The sequence below is a fragment of the Colwellia sp. SU-HH01172 genome, from assembly GCF_057553355.1.
Map to the genome: position 1 here is coordinate 13,851 of NZ_BAAJMB010000003.1, position 16,076 is coordinate 29,926.

At 41.1% G+C, this 16,076-nt stretch carries 13 protein-coding genes and 1 riboswitch; of the genes, 9 read left to right on the forward strand and 4 right to left on the reverse strand.

Features of this window, described 5'->3' with window-relative positions:
• Positions 1-64 precede the first annotated feature (64 nt).
• From AC27JP_RS09510 to AC27JP_RS09545, 8 genes are all read left to right on the forward strand, one after another.
• Positions 65-1,672, forward strand: a complete 1,608-nt coding sequence (locus AC27JP_RS09510; protein WP_487114409.1) for a carboxyl transferase domain-containing protein — start codon at positions 65-67, stop codon at positions 1,670-1,672.
• A gap of 13 nt (positions 1,673-1,685) precedes the next feature.
• Positions 1,686-2,549: an enoyl-CoA hydratase/isomerase family protein gene (locus AC27JP_RS09515; RefSeq protein WP_487114411.1), complete on the forward strand. Its 864-nt coding sequence runs from the start codon at positions 1,686-1,688 to the stop codon at positions 2,547-2,549.
• A 4-nt stretch (positions 2,550-2,553) separates the two neighbouring features.
• Entirely contained in the window at positions 2,554-4,566 is a 2,013-nt protein-coding gene (locus AC27JP_RS09520) for an acetyl/propionyl/methylcrotonyl-CoA carboxylase subunit alpha (RefSeq protein ID WP_487114413.1), read from the forward strand.
• Positions 4,566-5,483, forward strand: a complete 918-nt coding sequence (locus AC27JP_RS09525; RefSeq protein WP_487114415.1) for a hydroxymethylglutaryl-CoA lyase — start codon at positions 4,566-4,568, stop codon at positions 5,481-5,483. The genes AC27JP_RS09520 and AC27JP_RS09525 overlap by 1 nt, the downstream gene beginning before the upstream one ends.
• A gap of 59 nt (positions 5,484-5,542) precedes the next feature.
• Entirely contained in the window at positions 5,543-6,247 is a 705-nt protein-coding gene (locus tag AC27JP_RS09530; protein ID WP_487114417.1) for a CoA transferase subunit A, read from the forward strand.
• A 26-nt stretch (positions 6,248-6,273) separates the two neighbouring features.
• Entirely contained in the window at positions 6,274-6,930 is a 657-nt protein-coding gene (locus AC27JP_RS09535) for a 3-oxoacid CoA-transferase subunit B (protein WP_487114419.1), read from the forward strand.
• A 246-nt stretch (positions 6,931-7,176) separates the two neighbouring features.
• Positions 7,177-7,275: riboswitch (cyclic di-GMP riboswitch) on the forward strand.
• 65 nt (positions 7,276-7,340) lie between these two features.
• Positions 7,341-7,700, forward strand: coding sequence for a DUF3718 domain-containing protein (locus AC27JP_RS09540; RefSeq protein ID WP_487114421.1), 360 nt, complete (start codon positions 7,341-7,343; stop codon positions 7,698-7,700).
• A gap of 211 nt (positions 7,701-7,911) precedes the next feature.
• Positions 7,912-9,063 (forward strand): patatin-like phospholipase family protein, encoded by a 1,152-nt coding sequence (locus AC27JP_RS09545; RefSeq protein WP_487114423.1) that lies wholly within the window; start codon positions 7,912-7,914, stop codon positions 9,061-9,063.
• Positions 9,064-9,167: 104 nt separating this feature from the next.
• Here AC27JP_RS09545 and AC27JP_RS09550 read toward each other — a convergent pair whose 3' ends face one another.
• A complete protein-coding gene (locus AC27JP_RS09550) occupies positions 9,168-11,135 on the reverse strand; it encodes a monovalent cation:proton antiporter family protein (RefSeq protein ID WP_487114425.1) in 1,968 nt (655 codons plus the stop codon).
• Positions 11,136-11,545: 410 nt separating this feature from the next.
• On the opposite strand from AC27JP_RS09550, the gene AC27JP_RS09555 reads away from it, so the two are divergent.
• Complete coding sequence (locus AC27JP_RS09555; RefSeq protein WP_487114427.1) at positions 11,546-12,448, forward strand: GGDEF domain-containing protein; 903 nt, start codon at positions 11,546-11,548, stop codon at positions 12,446-12,448.
• A 9-nt stretch (positions 12,449-12,457) separates the two neighbouring features.
• Here AC27JP_RS09555 and AC27JP_RS09560 read toward each other — a convergent pair whose 3' ends face one another.
• From AC27JP_RS09560 to AC27JP_RS09570, 3 genes are all read right to left on the reverse strand, one after another.
• The gene (locus AC27JP_RS09560; protein WP_487114429.1) at positions 12,458-13,096 is read right to left on the reverse strand and encodes a hypothetical protein; all 639 of its coding nucleotides are present in this window, start codon (positions 13,094-13,096) and stop codon (positions 12,458-12,460) included.
• A gap of 38 nt (positions 13,097-13,134) precedes the next feature.
• The gene (locus tag AC27JP_RS09565) at positions 13,135-14,463 is read right to left on the reverse strand and encodes a DEAD/DEAH box helicase (protein ID WP_487114431.1); all 1,329 of its coding nucleotides are present in this window, start codon (positions 14,461-14,463) and stop codon (positions 13,135-13,137) included.
• 108 nt (positions 14,464-14,571) lie between these two features.
• On the reverse strand, positions 14,572-16,008 hold the full coding sequence (locus tag AC27JP_RS09570) for an alanine/glycine:cation symporter family protein (RefSeq protein ID WP_487114433.1): 1,437 nt from the start codon (positions 16,006-16,008) through the stop codon (positions 14,572-14,574).
• Positions 16,009-16,076: the final 68 nt, after the last annotated feature.

Genomic DNA, 16,076 nt, shown 5'->3' on the forward strand with positions numbered 1-16,076 from the left:
TTAACTTACTGGCATTAACAACGCCAACAATTAACAAAACGATCAACAAATAAAAGGTTATACCGTGGCTAAGATAATATCGAAAATCAATCCCCGCAGCCCTGAATTCATCGAAAATGCCGAGCATATGCAACTGCAGGTTGATGACTTAAAAGTAAAGTTAGAAGAAATTAAACTTGGTGGTGGCGAACGTAGCCGTGAACGTCATTTATCTCGCGGTAAATTATTACCACGAGACCGCGTATACGCCCTACTTGATCCAGGTTCAGCATTTCTTGAATTATCACAATTAGCAGCCTACGAAGTTTATGATGATAACGTACCTGCCGCTGGTATTATTACCGGTATTGGCCGTGTCGGTGGTCAAGAATGTATTATAGTAGCCAACGATGCCACGGTAAAAGGTGGTACGTATTACCCGCTTACTGTTAAAAAGCATTTACGCGCGCAAACAATCGCACAAGAAAACAATTTACCGTGTATCTACTTGGTTGACTCAGGTGGTGCAAACCTACCAAACCAAGATGATGTTTTCCCAGACAAAGAACATTTTGGTCGTATCTTCTTTAATCAAGCCAATATGTCAGCGCAAAGCATTCCACAAATAGCCGTTGTAATGGGTTCATGTACTGCTGGTGGTGCTTATGTACCTGCCATGGCAGACGAATCTATTATCGTCAAAGAGCAAGGCACAATTTTCTTAGCAGGTCCACCATTAGTGAAAGCAGCAACAGGTGAAGTGGTGAGCGCTGAAGACTTAGGTGGTGCAGATGTTCACTGTCGTACTTCGGGTGTTGCCGACCATTATGCCCAAAATGATCATCACGCGTTAGAAATAGCGCGCAATGCTGTGAGCAATTTAAATCGAGTTAAGCCAGTACAAATGGCCATTAAAGAAGTTGCTGAGCCCGCTTATGCCAGTGACGAAATTTACGGCATAGTGCCAAAAGACTCTCGCCAACCATTCGATGTACGTGAAATTATCGCGCGTGTTGTTGATGGCAGTGAATTCGATGAATTCAAAGCCTTATACGGCACCACTTTAGTGTGTGGTTTTGCGCGTATCTACGGCTACCCTGTCGGGATTGTGGCGAACAACGGCATCTTATTTGGTGAATCAGCGCAAAAAGGTGCTCACTTTATCGAACTTTGTGCACAACGAAAAATTCCATTAGTGTTTTTACAAAATATCACCGGTTTTATGGTTGGCCAACAGTATGAAGCTGGTGGTATCGCAAAACACGGCGCTAAAATGGTAACAGCCGTGGCAACAGCACAAGTGCCAAAATTCACTATTTTAATTGGTGGTAGCTTCGGTGCTGGTAACTACGGCATGTGTGGCCGAGCTTACGACCCACGTTTCTTATTTATGTGGCCTAACTCACGTATTTCAGTAATGGGCGGCGAACAAGCCGCAGGCGTACTTGCACAAGTTAAACGTGACCAAAAAGACAAACGTGGCGAAACATGGAGCGAGCAAGAAGAAGCAGACTTCAAACAACCTATTATTGACAACTACGAACATCAAGGTCATCCATATTACGCCTCTGCTCGATTATGGGACGATGGCGTGATTGACCCAGCAGATACTCGCCAAGTGTTAGGTTTAGCGATTTCAGCTTCATTAAATAAACCTATTGAAGAGACCAAGTTTGGTCTGTTTAGAATGTAGGGAGAAGTTGACTATGTTTAGCCATCAAAATATTAAAAGTCCGAGCGAGCAAGTTTTGTTCGACGTTGACAATCGCGGCGTAGCAACCGTTACCATGAATAATCCTGATAAGCACAATGCCTTTGATGACAGTATTATTTTTGCCTTAAGTCACCTATTTCATGAAATTGCAAAATGTCATGACATCAAAGTCATGGTGCTGGCTTCAACCGGTAAAAGCTTTTCAGCCGGCGCTGATTTAGGTTGGATGAAACGTATGGCGTCATATTCTTATGATGAGAATTTAGCCGATGCTAATGCCCTAGCCCATATGCTTAAAAACCTTAACTTTTTACCTCAACCGACTATCGCTAAAGTACAAGGTGCAGCTTTTGGCGGCGCTGTTGGACTAGCAAGTTGTTGTGACATTGTGCTAGCAAGTGAAAAAGCTAGCTTTTGTTTGAGTGAAGTAAAACTTGGCTTAATACCTGCCACTATTAGCCCTTATGTGGTTAATGCCATTGGTCAAAAAGCCAGTCGACGTTACTTTCAAACCGCCGAGCGATTTTTTGCTGATAAAGCTCAACAACTTGGCTTAGTTGATGAAATTCTACCATTGGAAGCTCTAGATTCAGCCGTTGAAAAAATGATAACAACGTTACTGGCAAATGGACCATTAGCAGTGCGCCAAGCTAAGCAGTTGGCCCTTGATGTTGCTTATCAAGATATCGACGAAGCATTAATTACAATTACCAGTGAACGAATTGCATCAATTCGTGTATCAGCTGAAGGCCAAGAAGGCTTAAGTGCCTTTTTTGAAAAACGCCAAGCTGCTTGGCAAGCTCCAATACAACAAGAAGCCCCGCAAGAAACATCAATAAATAAAGGCGAAGGATAAATCCATGTTTACTAAAATATTAATTGCCAACCGTGGCGAAATCGCCTGTCGTGTTATTAAAACTGCACGAAAAATGGGTATCCTAACCGTTGCTGTTTATTCTGATGCTGACGCTGATTCCTTACATGTCAATATGGCCGATGAAGCTATTCATATTGGAGGTTCTCCATCGCGTGAAAGTTACCTGTTATCTGAAAAAGTTATTGAAGCGGCAAAACGTACTGGCGCTCAAGCAATTCACCCAGGTTATGGTTTCTTATCTGAAAATGCCGATTTTTGCCGTATGTGTGCCGCACAAGGCATTACTTTTATTGGCCCACCTGTTGGCGCAATTGAAGCCATGGGTTCAAAGTCTGCTGCTAAAAATATTATGGAAGCGGCACAGGTACCACTAGTACCAGGTTATCATGGCGATGACCAATCAGAAGCTGTTATCAAAAAAGCTGCCGATGATATGGGTTATCCTGTACTACTTAAAGCTACTGCCGGTGGTGGTGGTAAAGGTATGCGCCAAGTATGGAGCGAAGCAGAATTTTCAGAAGGTTTCGCAGCAGCAAAACGTGAAGCTAAATCTTCATTCGGCGACGATACCATGTTGGTTGAGAAGTACTTAACACAACCACGTCATGTTGAAATTCAAGTATTTTGTGATAATCATGAAAATGCGGTTTACCTTTTCGAACGTGACTGTTCAGTGCAACGTCGTCATCAAAAAGTGATTGAAGAGGCACCAGCCTTTAGCATGAGTGAAGAACTACGTGCGAAAATGGGTGAGTCAGCGATAAAGTCAGCACAAGCAATTGGTTATCAAGGCGCTGGCACAGTTGAGTTCTTACTTGATATTGACGGCTCATTTTACTTTATGGAAATGAATACTCGACTACAAGTTGAGCACCCAGTTACTGAATTAATTACTGGCCAAGATTTAGTTGAATGGCAATTACGTGTTGCTGCAGGTGAAGTATTACCTAAAGCTCAACATGAACTAAAAATTAATGGTCATGCGTTTGAAGCCCGTATTTATGCTGAAGACCCAAACAACGATTTTTTGCCAGCAACCGGCACCTTAGACTTTTTGCAACCACCGGTTGAAAGTGAGTTCGTGCGTGTTGACACTGGCGTTCGTCAAGGTGATGAAGTGAGCGTATTTTATGATCCTATGATTGCCAAACTTATTGTTTGGGACGAGAACCGTGAAAAAGCCTTACAGCGTATGGCAAAAGCGCTTTCTGAATACCGTATCAATGGCGTAACAACTAATATTGACTTTCTCTATAACTTAGCGACCTGTGCACCATTCGTTAATGCCGATATTGATACCGGCTTTATCGAGAAAAACCAAGAAATTATTTTCCATGAAAGTGAGCAAGCCTTAGCGGGTGAGTTGCCAATGGCAGCGCTTTATTTAGTATTATCGCAAGAACTGCAAGCTCAAACAGAAGCCGCGAAAACTAATGACCCATTTTCGCCTTGGAATATGACTAATGCTTGGCGCTTAAATGAAGCGAATGTTCATCACATGGTACTAGCGCATAACGACACTGAGTACCCAATTGTTGTTGAGCAAAAACGCCAAGGTAGCGGCAGCTACTATTTGATCACGGTTGATGGTCAAACGGTTGATTGCCAAGGCCGAATTGAAAACGATACTTTATACGTCAGTATTGATGGCTACCGCAGTCACGCAACGATTGCGAAAAATGGCACACAAATCAGCCTTTATCATCAAAATGGCGTCTTCAATTTCACCCACATTTTACCTGATTGTGGTGACAACAGTGGTGACGACAACCATGGTGGCTTAGTTGCACCAATGAACGGCACTATGGTGTCAGTATTGGTAGCCGCTGGTGAAACTGTAACAGCAGAGCAGCCGTTAATGATCATGGAAGCGATGAAAATGGAACACACTATTCGCGCGCCAAGCAATGGTGTTGTTGACACTATTTACTATAAAGATGGTGATATGGTTGATGGCGGCGCCGAGCTTATTGCCTTCACGGCGGAGGACGCATAATGACAAATGCAGCAAGCTTACCAACACAGGTAAAAATTGTTGAAGTTGGACCGCGCGATGGCTTACAAAATGAAAAGCAGCAGATCAGTGCCGAAGATAAAATATCCTTAATTGAGCAGTTAGCAGATGCTGGCGTTAGCTATATTGAAAGCGGCAGCTTTGTTTCACCTAAATGGGTGCCACAAATGGCAACGTCTACTGACGTCTTTAACGGTATCAAGCGCAAAGAAAATGTTACCTACGCTGCCCTAACCCCAAATATGAAGGGTTTTGAAGCAGCGATGGCGGTCAATGCCAGTGAAGTGGCGATATTTGGCGCTGCATCAGAAGCCTTCAGTCAAAAGAACATTAATTGCTCGATTGAAGAAAGCTTGCAGCGCTTTGAGCCTATTATGCAAGCAGCCAAAGCCGCTAATATTCCGGTGCGCGGTTATGTTTCCTGTGTTGTCGGTTGTCCTTATGACGGCTTTATCGAACCAGCGCAAGTCGCCATGGTTGCTGAAAAACTATACCAAATGGGCTGTTACGAAATTTCGCTTGGTGACACCATAGGTGTTGGTACCCCTGCTACCGTAACTAAAATGATACAGGCCGTTAGCGCCCGAGTACCCGTAGAAAAACTTGCTGTGCACTTTCACGATACCTACGGCCAAGCGTTAACTAACATTTACAGTGCTTTACAAACGGGTGTCATGGTAGTCGATAGTGCTATTGCAGGCTTAGGCGGATGTCCATATGCTAAGGGCGCTTCAGGCAACGTCGCAACCGAAGATGTTTTATACATGCTTAACGGTTTGAATATTGATACCGGTATTGATTTTGAGAAACTATTAGCGGCAGGTTGGTACATTAGTGACAAATTGGGCAAAGCGCCGGTATCTAAAGTATCAACAGCATTCCGGAGCTCAGTAAGCTAATTATATTTTAGATACAGAAACTAAGAACAACGACAAAAATTTTTAATGAGGAACAAACGATGGCAGGATTTGACAAGGTAGTGTCAAGCTATGAAGAAGCGATGGCCGGTCTTGAAGACAATATGACCGTAATTGCCGGTGGTTTCGGCTTATGTGGCATTCCAGAGAACTTAATTAGTGAAATTAAGCGTAAAGGCACCAAAGGCTTAACCGTGGTTTCAAACAACTGTGGTGTTGACGATTTTGGTTTAGGTATTTTGCTTCCTGACCGTCAAATCAAAAAAATTGTTGCCTCCTACGTTGGTGAAAATGCTGAGTTTGAACGCCAAATGATGAATGGTGAATTGGAAGTTGAACTAACGCCACAAGGCACTTTAGCTGAAAAAATGCGTGCTGGCGGTGCTGGCATTCCTGCTTTTTATACCGCTACAGGTTACGGAACGCCTGTTGCTGAAGGTAAAGAAGAGCGAGAATTTGACGGTAGACATTATATTTTGGAGCCAGCGATTAAGGGTGACTTTGCCATTGTTAAAGCGTGGAAAGCCGATCGTTACGGTAACTTAGTGTTTAGAAAAACAGCACGTAACTTCAACCCTATGGCAGCAACAGCAGGCAAAATTACCGTCGTAGAAGTAGAAGAAATTGTTGAACCTGGCGAGTTAGACCCAGATCACATTCATACACCAGGTATCTATGTTAACCGCTTAATTTTAGGCTCATTTGAAAAACGCATTGAACAACGTACTGTTCGCAGCGATACATAATTATAAGTGTTAGTAAGGAGTAATTTATGGCTTTATCAAGAGAGCAACTAGCACAGCGCGTTGCACAAGAATTACAAGACGGTTATTACGTTAATTTAGGTATAGGTATTCCAACCTTAGTGGCAAACTATGTGCCTGAAGGTATGGAAGTGATGCTACAATCTGAAAACGGCTTGCTTGGTATGGGGCAATTTCCTAGCGAAGCGGAAATTGATGCTGATTTAATTAATGCCGGTAAGCAAACCGTTACTATGGCTACCGGTGCATCAATTTTTGACTCAGCAGAATCTTTTGCCATGATCCGCGGTGGTCATGTTGATTTAACCGTTTTAGGTGCTTTTGAGGTCGATGTTAACGGTAACATTGCCTCATATATGATACCGGGTAAATTAATTAAAGGCATGGGTGGCGCAATGGACCTGGTAGCCGGTGCTGATAATATTATCGTGACTATGACTCACGCATCAAAACATGGCGTTTCAAAGTTATTAAGCAATTGTACACTGCCACTGACGGGCAAAGGCTGTATTAAGAAAGTGTTAACTGATCTTGCCTTTATTGAAATAAAAAACGGTAAGTTTCACTTATTAGAACGCGCACCTGGCGTATCAGTAGAAGAAATTATTTCGTTAACCGAAGGTGAACTCATTGTTGATGGCGAAATTCCTGAAATGAGCTTTTAAATAGTTAACATTTTATTGACATTTAGAGGTTGAATTAAGGGGCGTTAGCCCCTTTTTTATACGACAATATCGCACAAATGCACAGATTCCCTCTCACACCCCTGCAATATTTGACTAAAACCAGAAAAAACTAAAACACACCACCTTATTGATATAAAAGAGTTTTCACCAGAAGTCTGATTGATTTAGCAACAATTATTAACAAATCTGTTGCATTTACCTATCGTTTTGGTAATACTGAAATTGACAAAGAAAAGGCAAGACACGCGAAAACGTGTTACGCAAAACCACCGGTCTAAGGGTAAATATAATACTGTATTTATCTATGACAGCGGAGTTACCGTGTTATTAGGTACATCCTGTGGTTTTTTCTTTTACTAACTCTATTTGCATTATAAAAGGTTATTAAAATGAAAAAATTATTACTAGTTACTACCATTACTGCTTTAACTATGACGTCTATTGTATCTGCGCCGAAAGCGCAAGCCGCGAACATTGCACAAAGTGTATGTGAGTATGTTGCAGCTGACGACAAGAAACGTATGCGTTCATTCTTAAAGACGAACAAATTAAAAATTCGTAATATCTTCGCGGGTATCCAGTGTAATGGTAAAAACTTGTTAGAATTCGCTGCCACTAAAGGTTCAGTGAAAACCGGCTCTTTGATGATTAGTAAATTACCAAAGAAAACAGTTTCAGCTAACTTGGCACTAATTCAAAGTGGATCGCAACCATTAATCGACGCTGCTAACAAACGCGTAAGCAGCTAGAAATTTATTTTCCAGTAGGCGTTAATACTTATTGTAAGTTCAATGTTTTACTAGTTAATAATTCTTATGTCATTAAAAAGGCCAGCATTAGCTGGCCTTTTTTTCTGCCTCAAATTTTAGCGGTGAAAAATCATAAAATTCAACTAGCTACAATGAGTAAAACTGATTAAAATCATTTTAGCACAGTAATTTTCATTAACTGGTTATCTTAATGCCCCATAAACGAAGTTATATAGACAGAAATAACGCTTTAGTGTTAACGGGAGGTGGCGCCCGAGCCGCTTACCAAGTAGGAGTTTTATCGGCTATTGCTAAGTTTATACCAAGAAACCATGGCATCCCCTTTCCAATAATTTGTGGTACGTCAGCTGGCGCTATTAATTCAACAGCATTGGCCTGTTATGCATCTTGCTTCCAGTTAGGGGTTAAAAAACTAGAATGGGTATGGAAAAACCTAGATCCAGGGCGCATTTATCATAGTGATGCGATGCGGGTATTAAGTCATTTATCAGCGGGTTTACTCGGCAGTTTTCAAGCAGATTATGCTAACAAAAGTGCTCGAAGCTTATTGAACAACGCACCACTTCGTGATTTGCTCGATATGGTGATAGATTTTAATCGTATTGATACTAACATTAGACGTGGTTATTTGTCCGCGGTTTCCGTTACTGCATCAAGCTACACCAGTGGTGATTCCATCAGCTTCTTCCAATCACAAGACTCAATATCACCTTGGTTTCGAGCAAAACGTCGGGGGGAGCCAACGCAACTTAATAGCCAACATTTGATGGCGTCCGCGGCAATTCCACTAGTTTTTCCTTCGGCAAAAGTTAGGCATGACCACCTTGGCGACGGTTCTATCCACCAACTTTCTCCGTTAAGTCCGGCGATACATTTAGGCGCGGAAAAAATATTTGTGGTCGGTGTCGAACAGCCAAAAGAGCCGATTCACGCTCGGGAGAATAATCCTCATCCACCAACCACGGCAACCATTGCCGGCCACTTACTCGATACCATTTTCTCTGACACATTACAAAGTGATATAGAGCGTATGGAGCGGGTTAATCATACCTTATCACTAATACCTGAAAATTTAAAAAATCAAACGGCAGGATTAAAGAACATCGACTCATTAGTCATTAACCCTAGTCATGACTTTAATGCCATAGCAGTCAAGTACTACAACAAATTACCACTAAGCATCCGGCTACTGTTACGCAGTGTCGGTATTACTAACGACGCAGAATCGAGTTTGGTCAGTTACTTATTGTTCGAAAAAAACTATTGTAAGGAGCTGATAAATCTTGGTTTTAATGATGCTCTTGAACAAGAAAGTAAAATCAGAACATTCTTAGAACTGTAAAATAATAACTAAATTATTTTACAGTTAATTTCACTTTCCTTCCAAGTATTCAGTCGTTTTAACAATGAGCTGTAGCCAAAGTACAACGATTTTTTAGCAACTAATTAATGTCCTTCTTGCACAAAGCGTTCAGCACGCTCAACGCGACGAGGTTTGCCTCGAACAATTAAGGTATCTTGAGGTTGTAGAATAGTTTCCGGAGTGGGCTCTTCAGTTTCGATATCGTTACGCCTCAATGCCACAACAATCACTCGTCGATCGCCTAATTTTAACGACGCAATACTGCGGCCATTGGCAAAAGAATCGTCAGCTAACAAAATAGCATGAGCAAATTCAATACGATCAATCGCATCTGGGCTCATATCAGTATGTTCACCTTGAAAGAAGCCATGTAAATGGTTGTAGTGATTCTTACGTTCTTTTTGTACTCGGCGAACAATTCTAGAAAATGGCACACCGGTTAGCGACAATACTTGTGACACTAACATCAAACTCCCTTCTAAGCTCTCAGGAACAACTTCGTTGGCACCAGCAGCATGCAATTCATCTAGTTGATCATCATTACGGGTTCTAACCAAAATAGGGACATCTGGCGCTAAAGAGCGAACTCTCTGAATAACATCCAATGACTGTTTGTCTTCACCAAAGGCAATAACCACCAGTTTTGCCTTGGAAAGCTTTGCCGCATGCAATAATTCAGCCTGCCGCGAAGAACCAAATAAAACGTTTTCTCCGGCTTCACGGGCTTTAGTTGCGCGCAGAGGGTCAATATCTATGGCAACAAAATCAATCGACTCCTGCTTTAAAAAACGACTAACCGTTTGCCCGATACGGCCAAAGCCACAAATAATGACATGATCATTCAAACTAGCACTTTTAGGCAGCTGCTCTAATGACTTAGTATCTACTTGCTTTTCTCGACTGAACCATAACGCCCAACTGCGTGCATGCGCCACCATATAAGGCGTTATCGCCATACTTAAAACACCGGTGCCTAATAATATAGAAGCCGTAGTTTCTGGCAATATTTCAACTTGGCTAGCCAAGGCAATTAAAACAAAACCAAATTCGCCCATTTGTGCCAGCATGATCCCCGCAGCCCAAGCATCTTTCGGCGACTCGCCCGCGCGTTTGGCCAAGGTGGCAATAACCACCACCTTAACGGCCATAAAACTAATTAGCAGCAAAATAATAGTTAACGGCGACGAAAACACCACATTAATATCGAGTTTCATGCCGACAGTAACAAAAAATAAACCAAGCAATATATCGCGATAAGGTCTGATATCCGCTTCTAACTGATGTTTGTATTGGCTTTCCCCTAACATCATACCGGCTAAAAATGCCCCTAGCGCCATTGAAAGTCCAAACCACTGGGTTAACGCTGATGCCACTAAAGTAACTAGTAAAGTAGTTAAAACGAACAATTCATCCGTTCTAACTTGTGCAACTAAATTAAATAATCGAGGTAATAACCACTTACCTGCAAATAGTAAAATTGAAACCACAAAGACACCTTTTACTAAGGCAAATAGCAACGCCAAAATAAAAGATGAATCACCGCCTTGAGCTAATAAAGGAATAACGATTAATAACGGTACGACAGCAACATCTTGAAATAATAATACCGCGACAGAAAGTTGCCCGGACTTTTTCTTCATGCCGCCACTTTCACTGAGCTGACGAATAACAATGGCCGTTGATGACAACGCAAGAATGCCACCTATGGTCAAAGATGCAGCAAAACTTTGTCCCATCAACATCGCGACAATAAGAAATAACAACAAAGAGATACTTACTTGTAGGCTACCAACAGTAACAACTAAATGTCGCATCGCCATCAATTTAGGTAAAGAAAACTCAAGGCCAAGAGTGAATAATAAAAAAACAATACCCAGTTCGGCAAAGTGTTCATAGTCTACATGCTCTTGCGCAAGCGCCAAGCCATGTTCTCCAACTAACACACCGGCAACTAGATACGCGAGAATAGCTGGCAATTGCAGTCGGCGAAATAACCAAACAATAAGTACGGCACTGGAAAGTATTGCGAGTAATTCTAGGTGACCTGTCACATGTGTTCCTTACAAAAAATAATCAGATAATGGCTGAAACGCCTATAATGAGTTTAGCCCCCTAAATGGCTGTTTGTCTAAGCTTTTCTGTTATTTCAATTAAAACTCAATATCTGTCGCTCTATCGTTATTCTTAATGCTGATATGCAATAGGTTGCTCAGCAGCAAACGTCCACTTCAACTTACATTTTATCAATAGCAATAAAAGCCAATCATTTGACATCCTCAAGATTTTCAAATTTCAAAAATTGGCTAAAAGTAATTACATTAATTATTTTTTCAATAAAAGCAAAGGCTTACAGCATAACAGTAGGCAATATATTTTTAATCCGTATATTTCATGAAAACAGGTATGCTTTTTGCTTTTACAAACATGTAGTTACAGCCCCCAAAACGAAACGGAACACTATATGCGCACAGTAAATATTGTTAATCATCCAAATTCTAAGTTTAACGCTTTTACGTTATTCCAACATAGCGATCAACAAAGTCAGCGTAATCTTGCATTATTAGAACAATTACAAACAACACTGGACGTCAAACAATTGATCGATATATTTGCTATTGAAGCAGCCAAATATGTTGATTTTACTGGGCTTTACTTTAAGCACGACGAAATAAGTGCAACGGCTCGTGGTAGTCGTCAGGCGAAAGCAGAACGACAATTTGACTTAAAAATTAATGGCAAATTTCTTGGCATTTTGAGTTATTCGGTTAACACACCTATCAGCATCACTAATTTCAAAGTTTTAACTGAGTTGCATCAACTACTAGTTCATCCGTTAAATAATGCCATACGCTATCATCGAGCCATGCAATTGGCGATGCAAGATGCCTTAACACAACTTGGCAACCGTCGAAGCTTTGACGAACAACTTAAACGTACTATGGCACAAGCTACCCGTCGTCATGCACGAGTTGGACTGATCTTATGTGATTTAAATAAGTTTAAGGCGATCAACGATTCATTTGGTCATATCGTTGGTGACAATGTCTTAGAGCATTTTGCCAATGCTTTAAGACAAAGTGTCAGAGACACCGACAGTATTTTTCGCTTTGGTGGTGATGAATTTGCCATTATTGTCGAAGATGCCTGTGAACAATCATTAGCGGCAATCGAACATAGAATATACTTGGCAATGTCAAATGACGCTTTATTGGCAAAATATAACGTTACCAGCAGTTTAGGCCTAGCATTTATGAATAGAGCCGATACCGCCTCAAGCTTTTTCCAACGGGCTGATACGGCATTATATTCACAAAAAATGAACATGCCTCGAAAGTTAAGTGTCGTCGCTCAAAAAACTAGTTAAGTGCTCGATCTAAAGTTCATGCAGTGCGCGTGACTTTTCATCAGGAGTAGCACCAACGTACAAGCGGCAAACTCTTACCGCTTGTGCAAATTTTTCTAGACCAATTTTTGCCAATACTCGTCGAAGAAATGTACTATCTAAAGCAAAGTTGTCACTGTAATGCTCAATGGCTGCTTCAATGCTTGGATAACAAACACCATCAAATTTAAAGCTATCACTACCGTCATCTTTTTCAATTTCATTGCCATCAAGTACTAGCGGCCAGCCACGAAAATTAACCCGCTCTTTCGCCACTTCATACATAAACCAAGCACTTTTTTGAAAACCAGCAAAATTGCCATCTTCAAAACCGGAATTTGCTAACTCTTCTTGTGTCCAGTTCAGACCAATAGCCAAATCTTTTTTGTACTTTTTCATAAGAAATGTTTTAACGTATAGCTTTACTTGCCAAATATTTCGTACTTTCGCTTTCAGTGCTGCACTAACGCATTCACCACAGCCCGGCACAGTTAAAGTTGAATGCTGACAATCAAAAACAAGATGATGTTGATGGGGAAAGGTAAAATAGCGCCCGGCTGGCTCGCCACAAAACCAGCACTGGTGTCTATTTTTAAATGGTACTTCAATAAGGTTATCGTATTCGTCCATGACGCACTATTTTTAGATTTTAATGCAAAGCAAAATAATTAGCGCCTTTTACCTAGGCTCTTATTTTGTTGCTTTTTAGCTTTTGCTCGACGCTTAGCGGCAGGTGTTGCATTTTCTTTTTTACGCGCTAACATTTGATTTTTTTCTTGCGTCGCTTTATAACGACTTTTCTTTAGTGGCGCGTCTTCTTTAGCATCATATTGCCCAGGTAGTGCTCGATCTAATTCATAACCTGGTACTATAATGCGCTCAAACTTACGACCAATTAACGCTTCGATGTTATCTAAAAACTGCTCATCTTTCGGGCTTACTAGCGAAATAGCAGTACCTGATTTTCCCGCTCGGCCGGTACGACCAATACGATGTACATAATCTTCCGCTAAGAACGGTAAATGAAAATTCACCACATAAGGTAGGTTTGGTATATCTAAGCCTCGAGCAGCAACATCGGTTGCCACTAATACTCGCACCGTACCATCAACAAACTGTTCAAGTGCCTTATTACGTGCGCCTTGTGCTTTGTCACCATGGCATAATGCCGATTTTATACCATCAAGCTTTAGCTCTTTCGCCAAGATATTCGCACTTTCTTTAGTACCAGCAAAAACCAGCACTTGTTGCCAATTATTGACCCCGATAAGTTCTGATAGCAACTCAGCTTTACGAGTTTCTGAGACCCAATAAACTGACTGCTTCACTTTACCTGACGTTGAATTTTGACGAGCAACTTCGATAGTTTTCGGTGTTTTTAAAACCTTTTTTGCCAGCGTTTTAACTTTATTAGAGAAAGTTGCGGAAAACATCAAAGTTTGATGACTAGCTTTGATCATTGCTGAAATACGTTCAATGTCGTTATAAAAGCCCATATCTAGCATACGATCGGCTTCATCAAGTACTAAAAATTGCACTTGTGACAAGTCTAAATTTCTTTGTTCAAGATGCTCAATTAAGCGCCCTGGTGTTGCCACTAAAACATCAACGCCATTTTTCAACATTTTAGTTTGCGGTGGCATATTCGCACCACCAAAAACAGCACCACTGCGCAGAGGTAAAAATTCACTATACGCTTTGATGTTATCTGCAACTTGTGCCGCCAGTTCTCTTGTCGGCGTTAATATCAGTGCTTTAACTGTTGTGGTGGTATCAAAACCATCAGCAGAAGGCTTTACCTTGCGTGCCAATATATCTAATATGGGCAATGAAAAAGCGGCTGTTTTTCCGGTGCCAGTTTGAGCACTGGCTAAAATATCAACGCCAGTACGAATCATCGGAATAGCTTGTTGCTGAATTGGGGTTAAAGTTTTATAACCACATGCTTTTACCGCTTTTAATACATTAGCCGATAAACCTATTGCATCCACACTCATCACATCACCATCTTTTCATTGTAAACAGCGCTGTTATAAAAACGCGCCCAAAATATTAAGGCGCGGATTATAGCAGCTTTATTAGCGCTTGTTGGTATTTATCTAGCACTACTTTTTATCCCAGATACCTTTAGTCAAATTAAACTGCTGTTGTTCGGTATCATCTGGCTGGTAATGGGGTAATTTGCCTTTATCGTGTTGCAGATGATAGTCTTTAGCAATAGCAATAACCACTTTAGAAAGCATAAATAATGCAGTCACATTAAAAATAGTCATTAAGCCTGTTGATAAATCTGCCAAGGCAATCACCTCAGGTAAGGTTGCCACTGAGCCAAACACTAACATTAATAGAAAGCCAATACGCAAAAACCATCGACCTAACAAATTATCCATATTCAAGTACTTGAGATTATTGTCGGCATAAGCAAAGTTGGCCACTATTGAGGTAAAAGCAAATAGTAATATCGCGATAGTAATAAAATCGCTGCCCCAGGCACCAACTTGATAAGCCAATGCTTGTTGAGTTAATTGAATTCCTTGGGCTTGGCTGCCGGTATCTTTAAACAGTAATATCAAAATTGCCGTACAAGAACAAATAACAATGGTGTCAAAAAATACCGCTAACATTTGAATATAGCCCTGCGATACCGGGTGTGGAGGGAAAGGCTCCGCTGCGGCAGCAGCATTAGGCGAACTGCCCATGCCCGCTTCATTCGAATACAGTCCACGTTTTACACCTTGCACTATAGCAGCACCAACCAAGCCACTCCCCGCTTCTTTTAAACCAAACGCCGAAGCAAATATATTGCTGATAACCGAAGGAATTTTTTCAACATTGAGTAAAATAACACTAATACAAACCAGTAAGTAAAGTAGGCCCATAAAAGGTACGGTCAATTCGGCAAAGCGGGCGATATTCTTTAAACCACCAAAAACAATAAAACCGGCCGCTAAGGTAATAACAATACCGGTATATAATGGCTCAAAACCATAAGAGCCATTAAAAGCATCAGTAATAGAGTTTGCCTGTACTGCACTAAAAACAAAGCCATAACCAAAAAATAAGCATAATGAAAAAGTAACCGCCAGTTTTTTATTATTCAGGCCTTTACTCATATAGTAGGCTGGGCCTCCACGAAAATTGCCATTGCTATCACGTTCTTTATAAAGCTGGCCTAAGGCACTTTCTGCAAATGCGGTCGCCATGCCCACTAAGGCAATTAACCACATCCAGAAAACAGCCCCTGCACCTCCTAAAGAAATAGCCACCGCCACCCCCATTAAGTTGCCGGTGCCGACGCGTGCCGCCAGTGATGTACAAAGTGCTTGGAAAGAGGAAATACCTTGGCTTGAACTTTTACGACTAGACTTTAAGATACTGAACATATGAAAAAAACGGCGAATTTGCAGCCCTTTCAATCGAATTGTAAACCAAATGCCACAAGCACTTAGCAGATAAATTAAAACGCTCCCCCACAAATAACCGTTAATAGTTCCAATCCATACTTCAATAAAGCTTGGTGCTATTACACTCGGTTCAACCACATTGTTCTCCAAAGGTATTATTATTTTTATAAAGATACGACAGCTTAACAAAAATATTAGAGATAAGT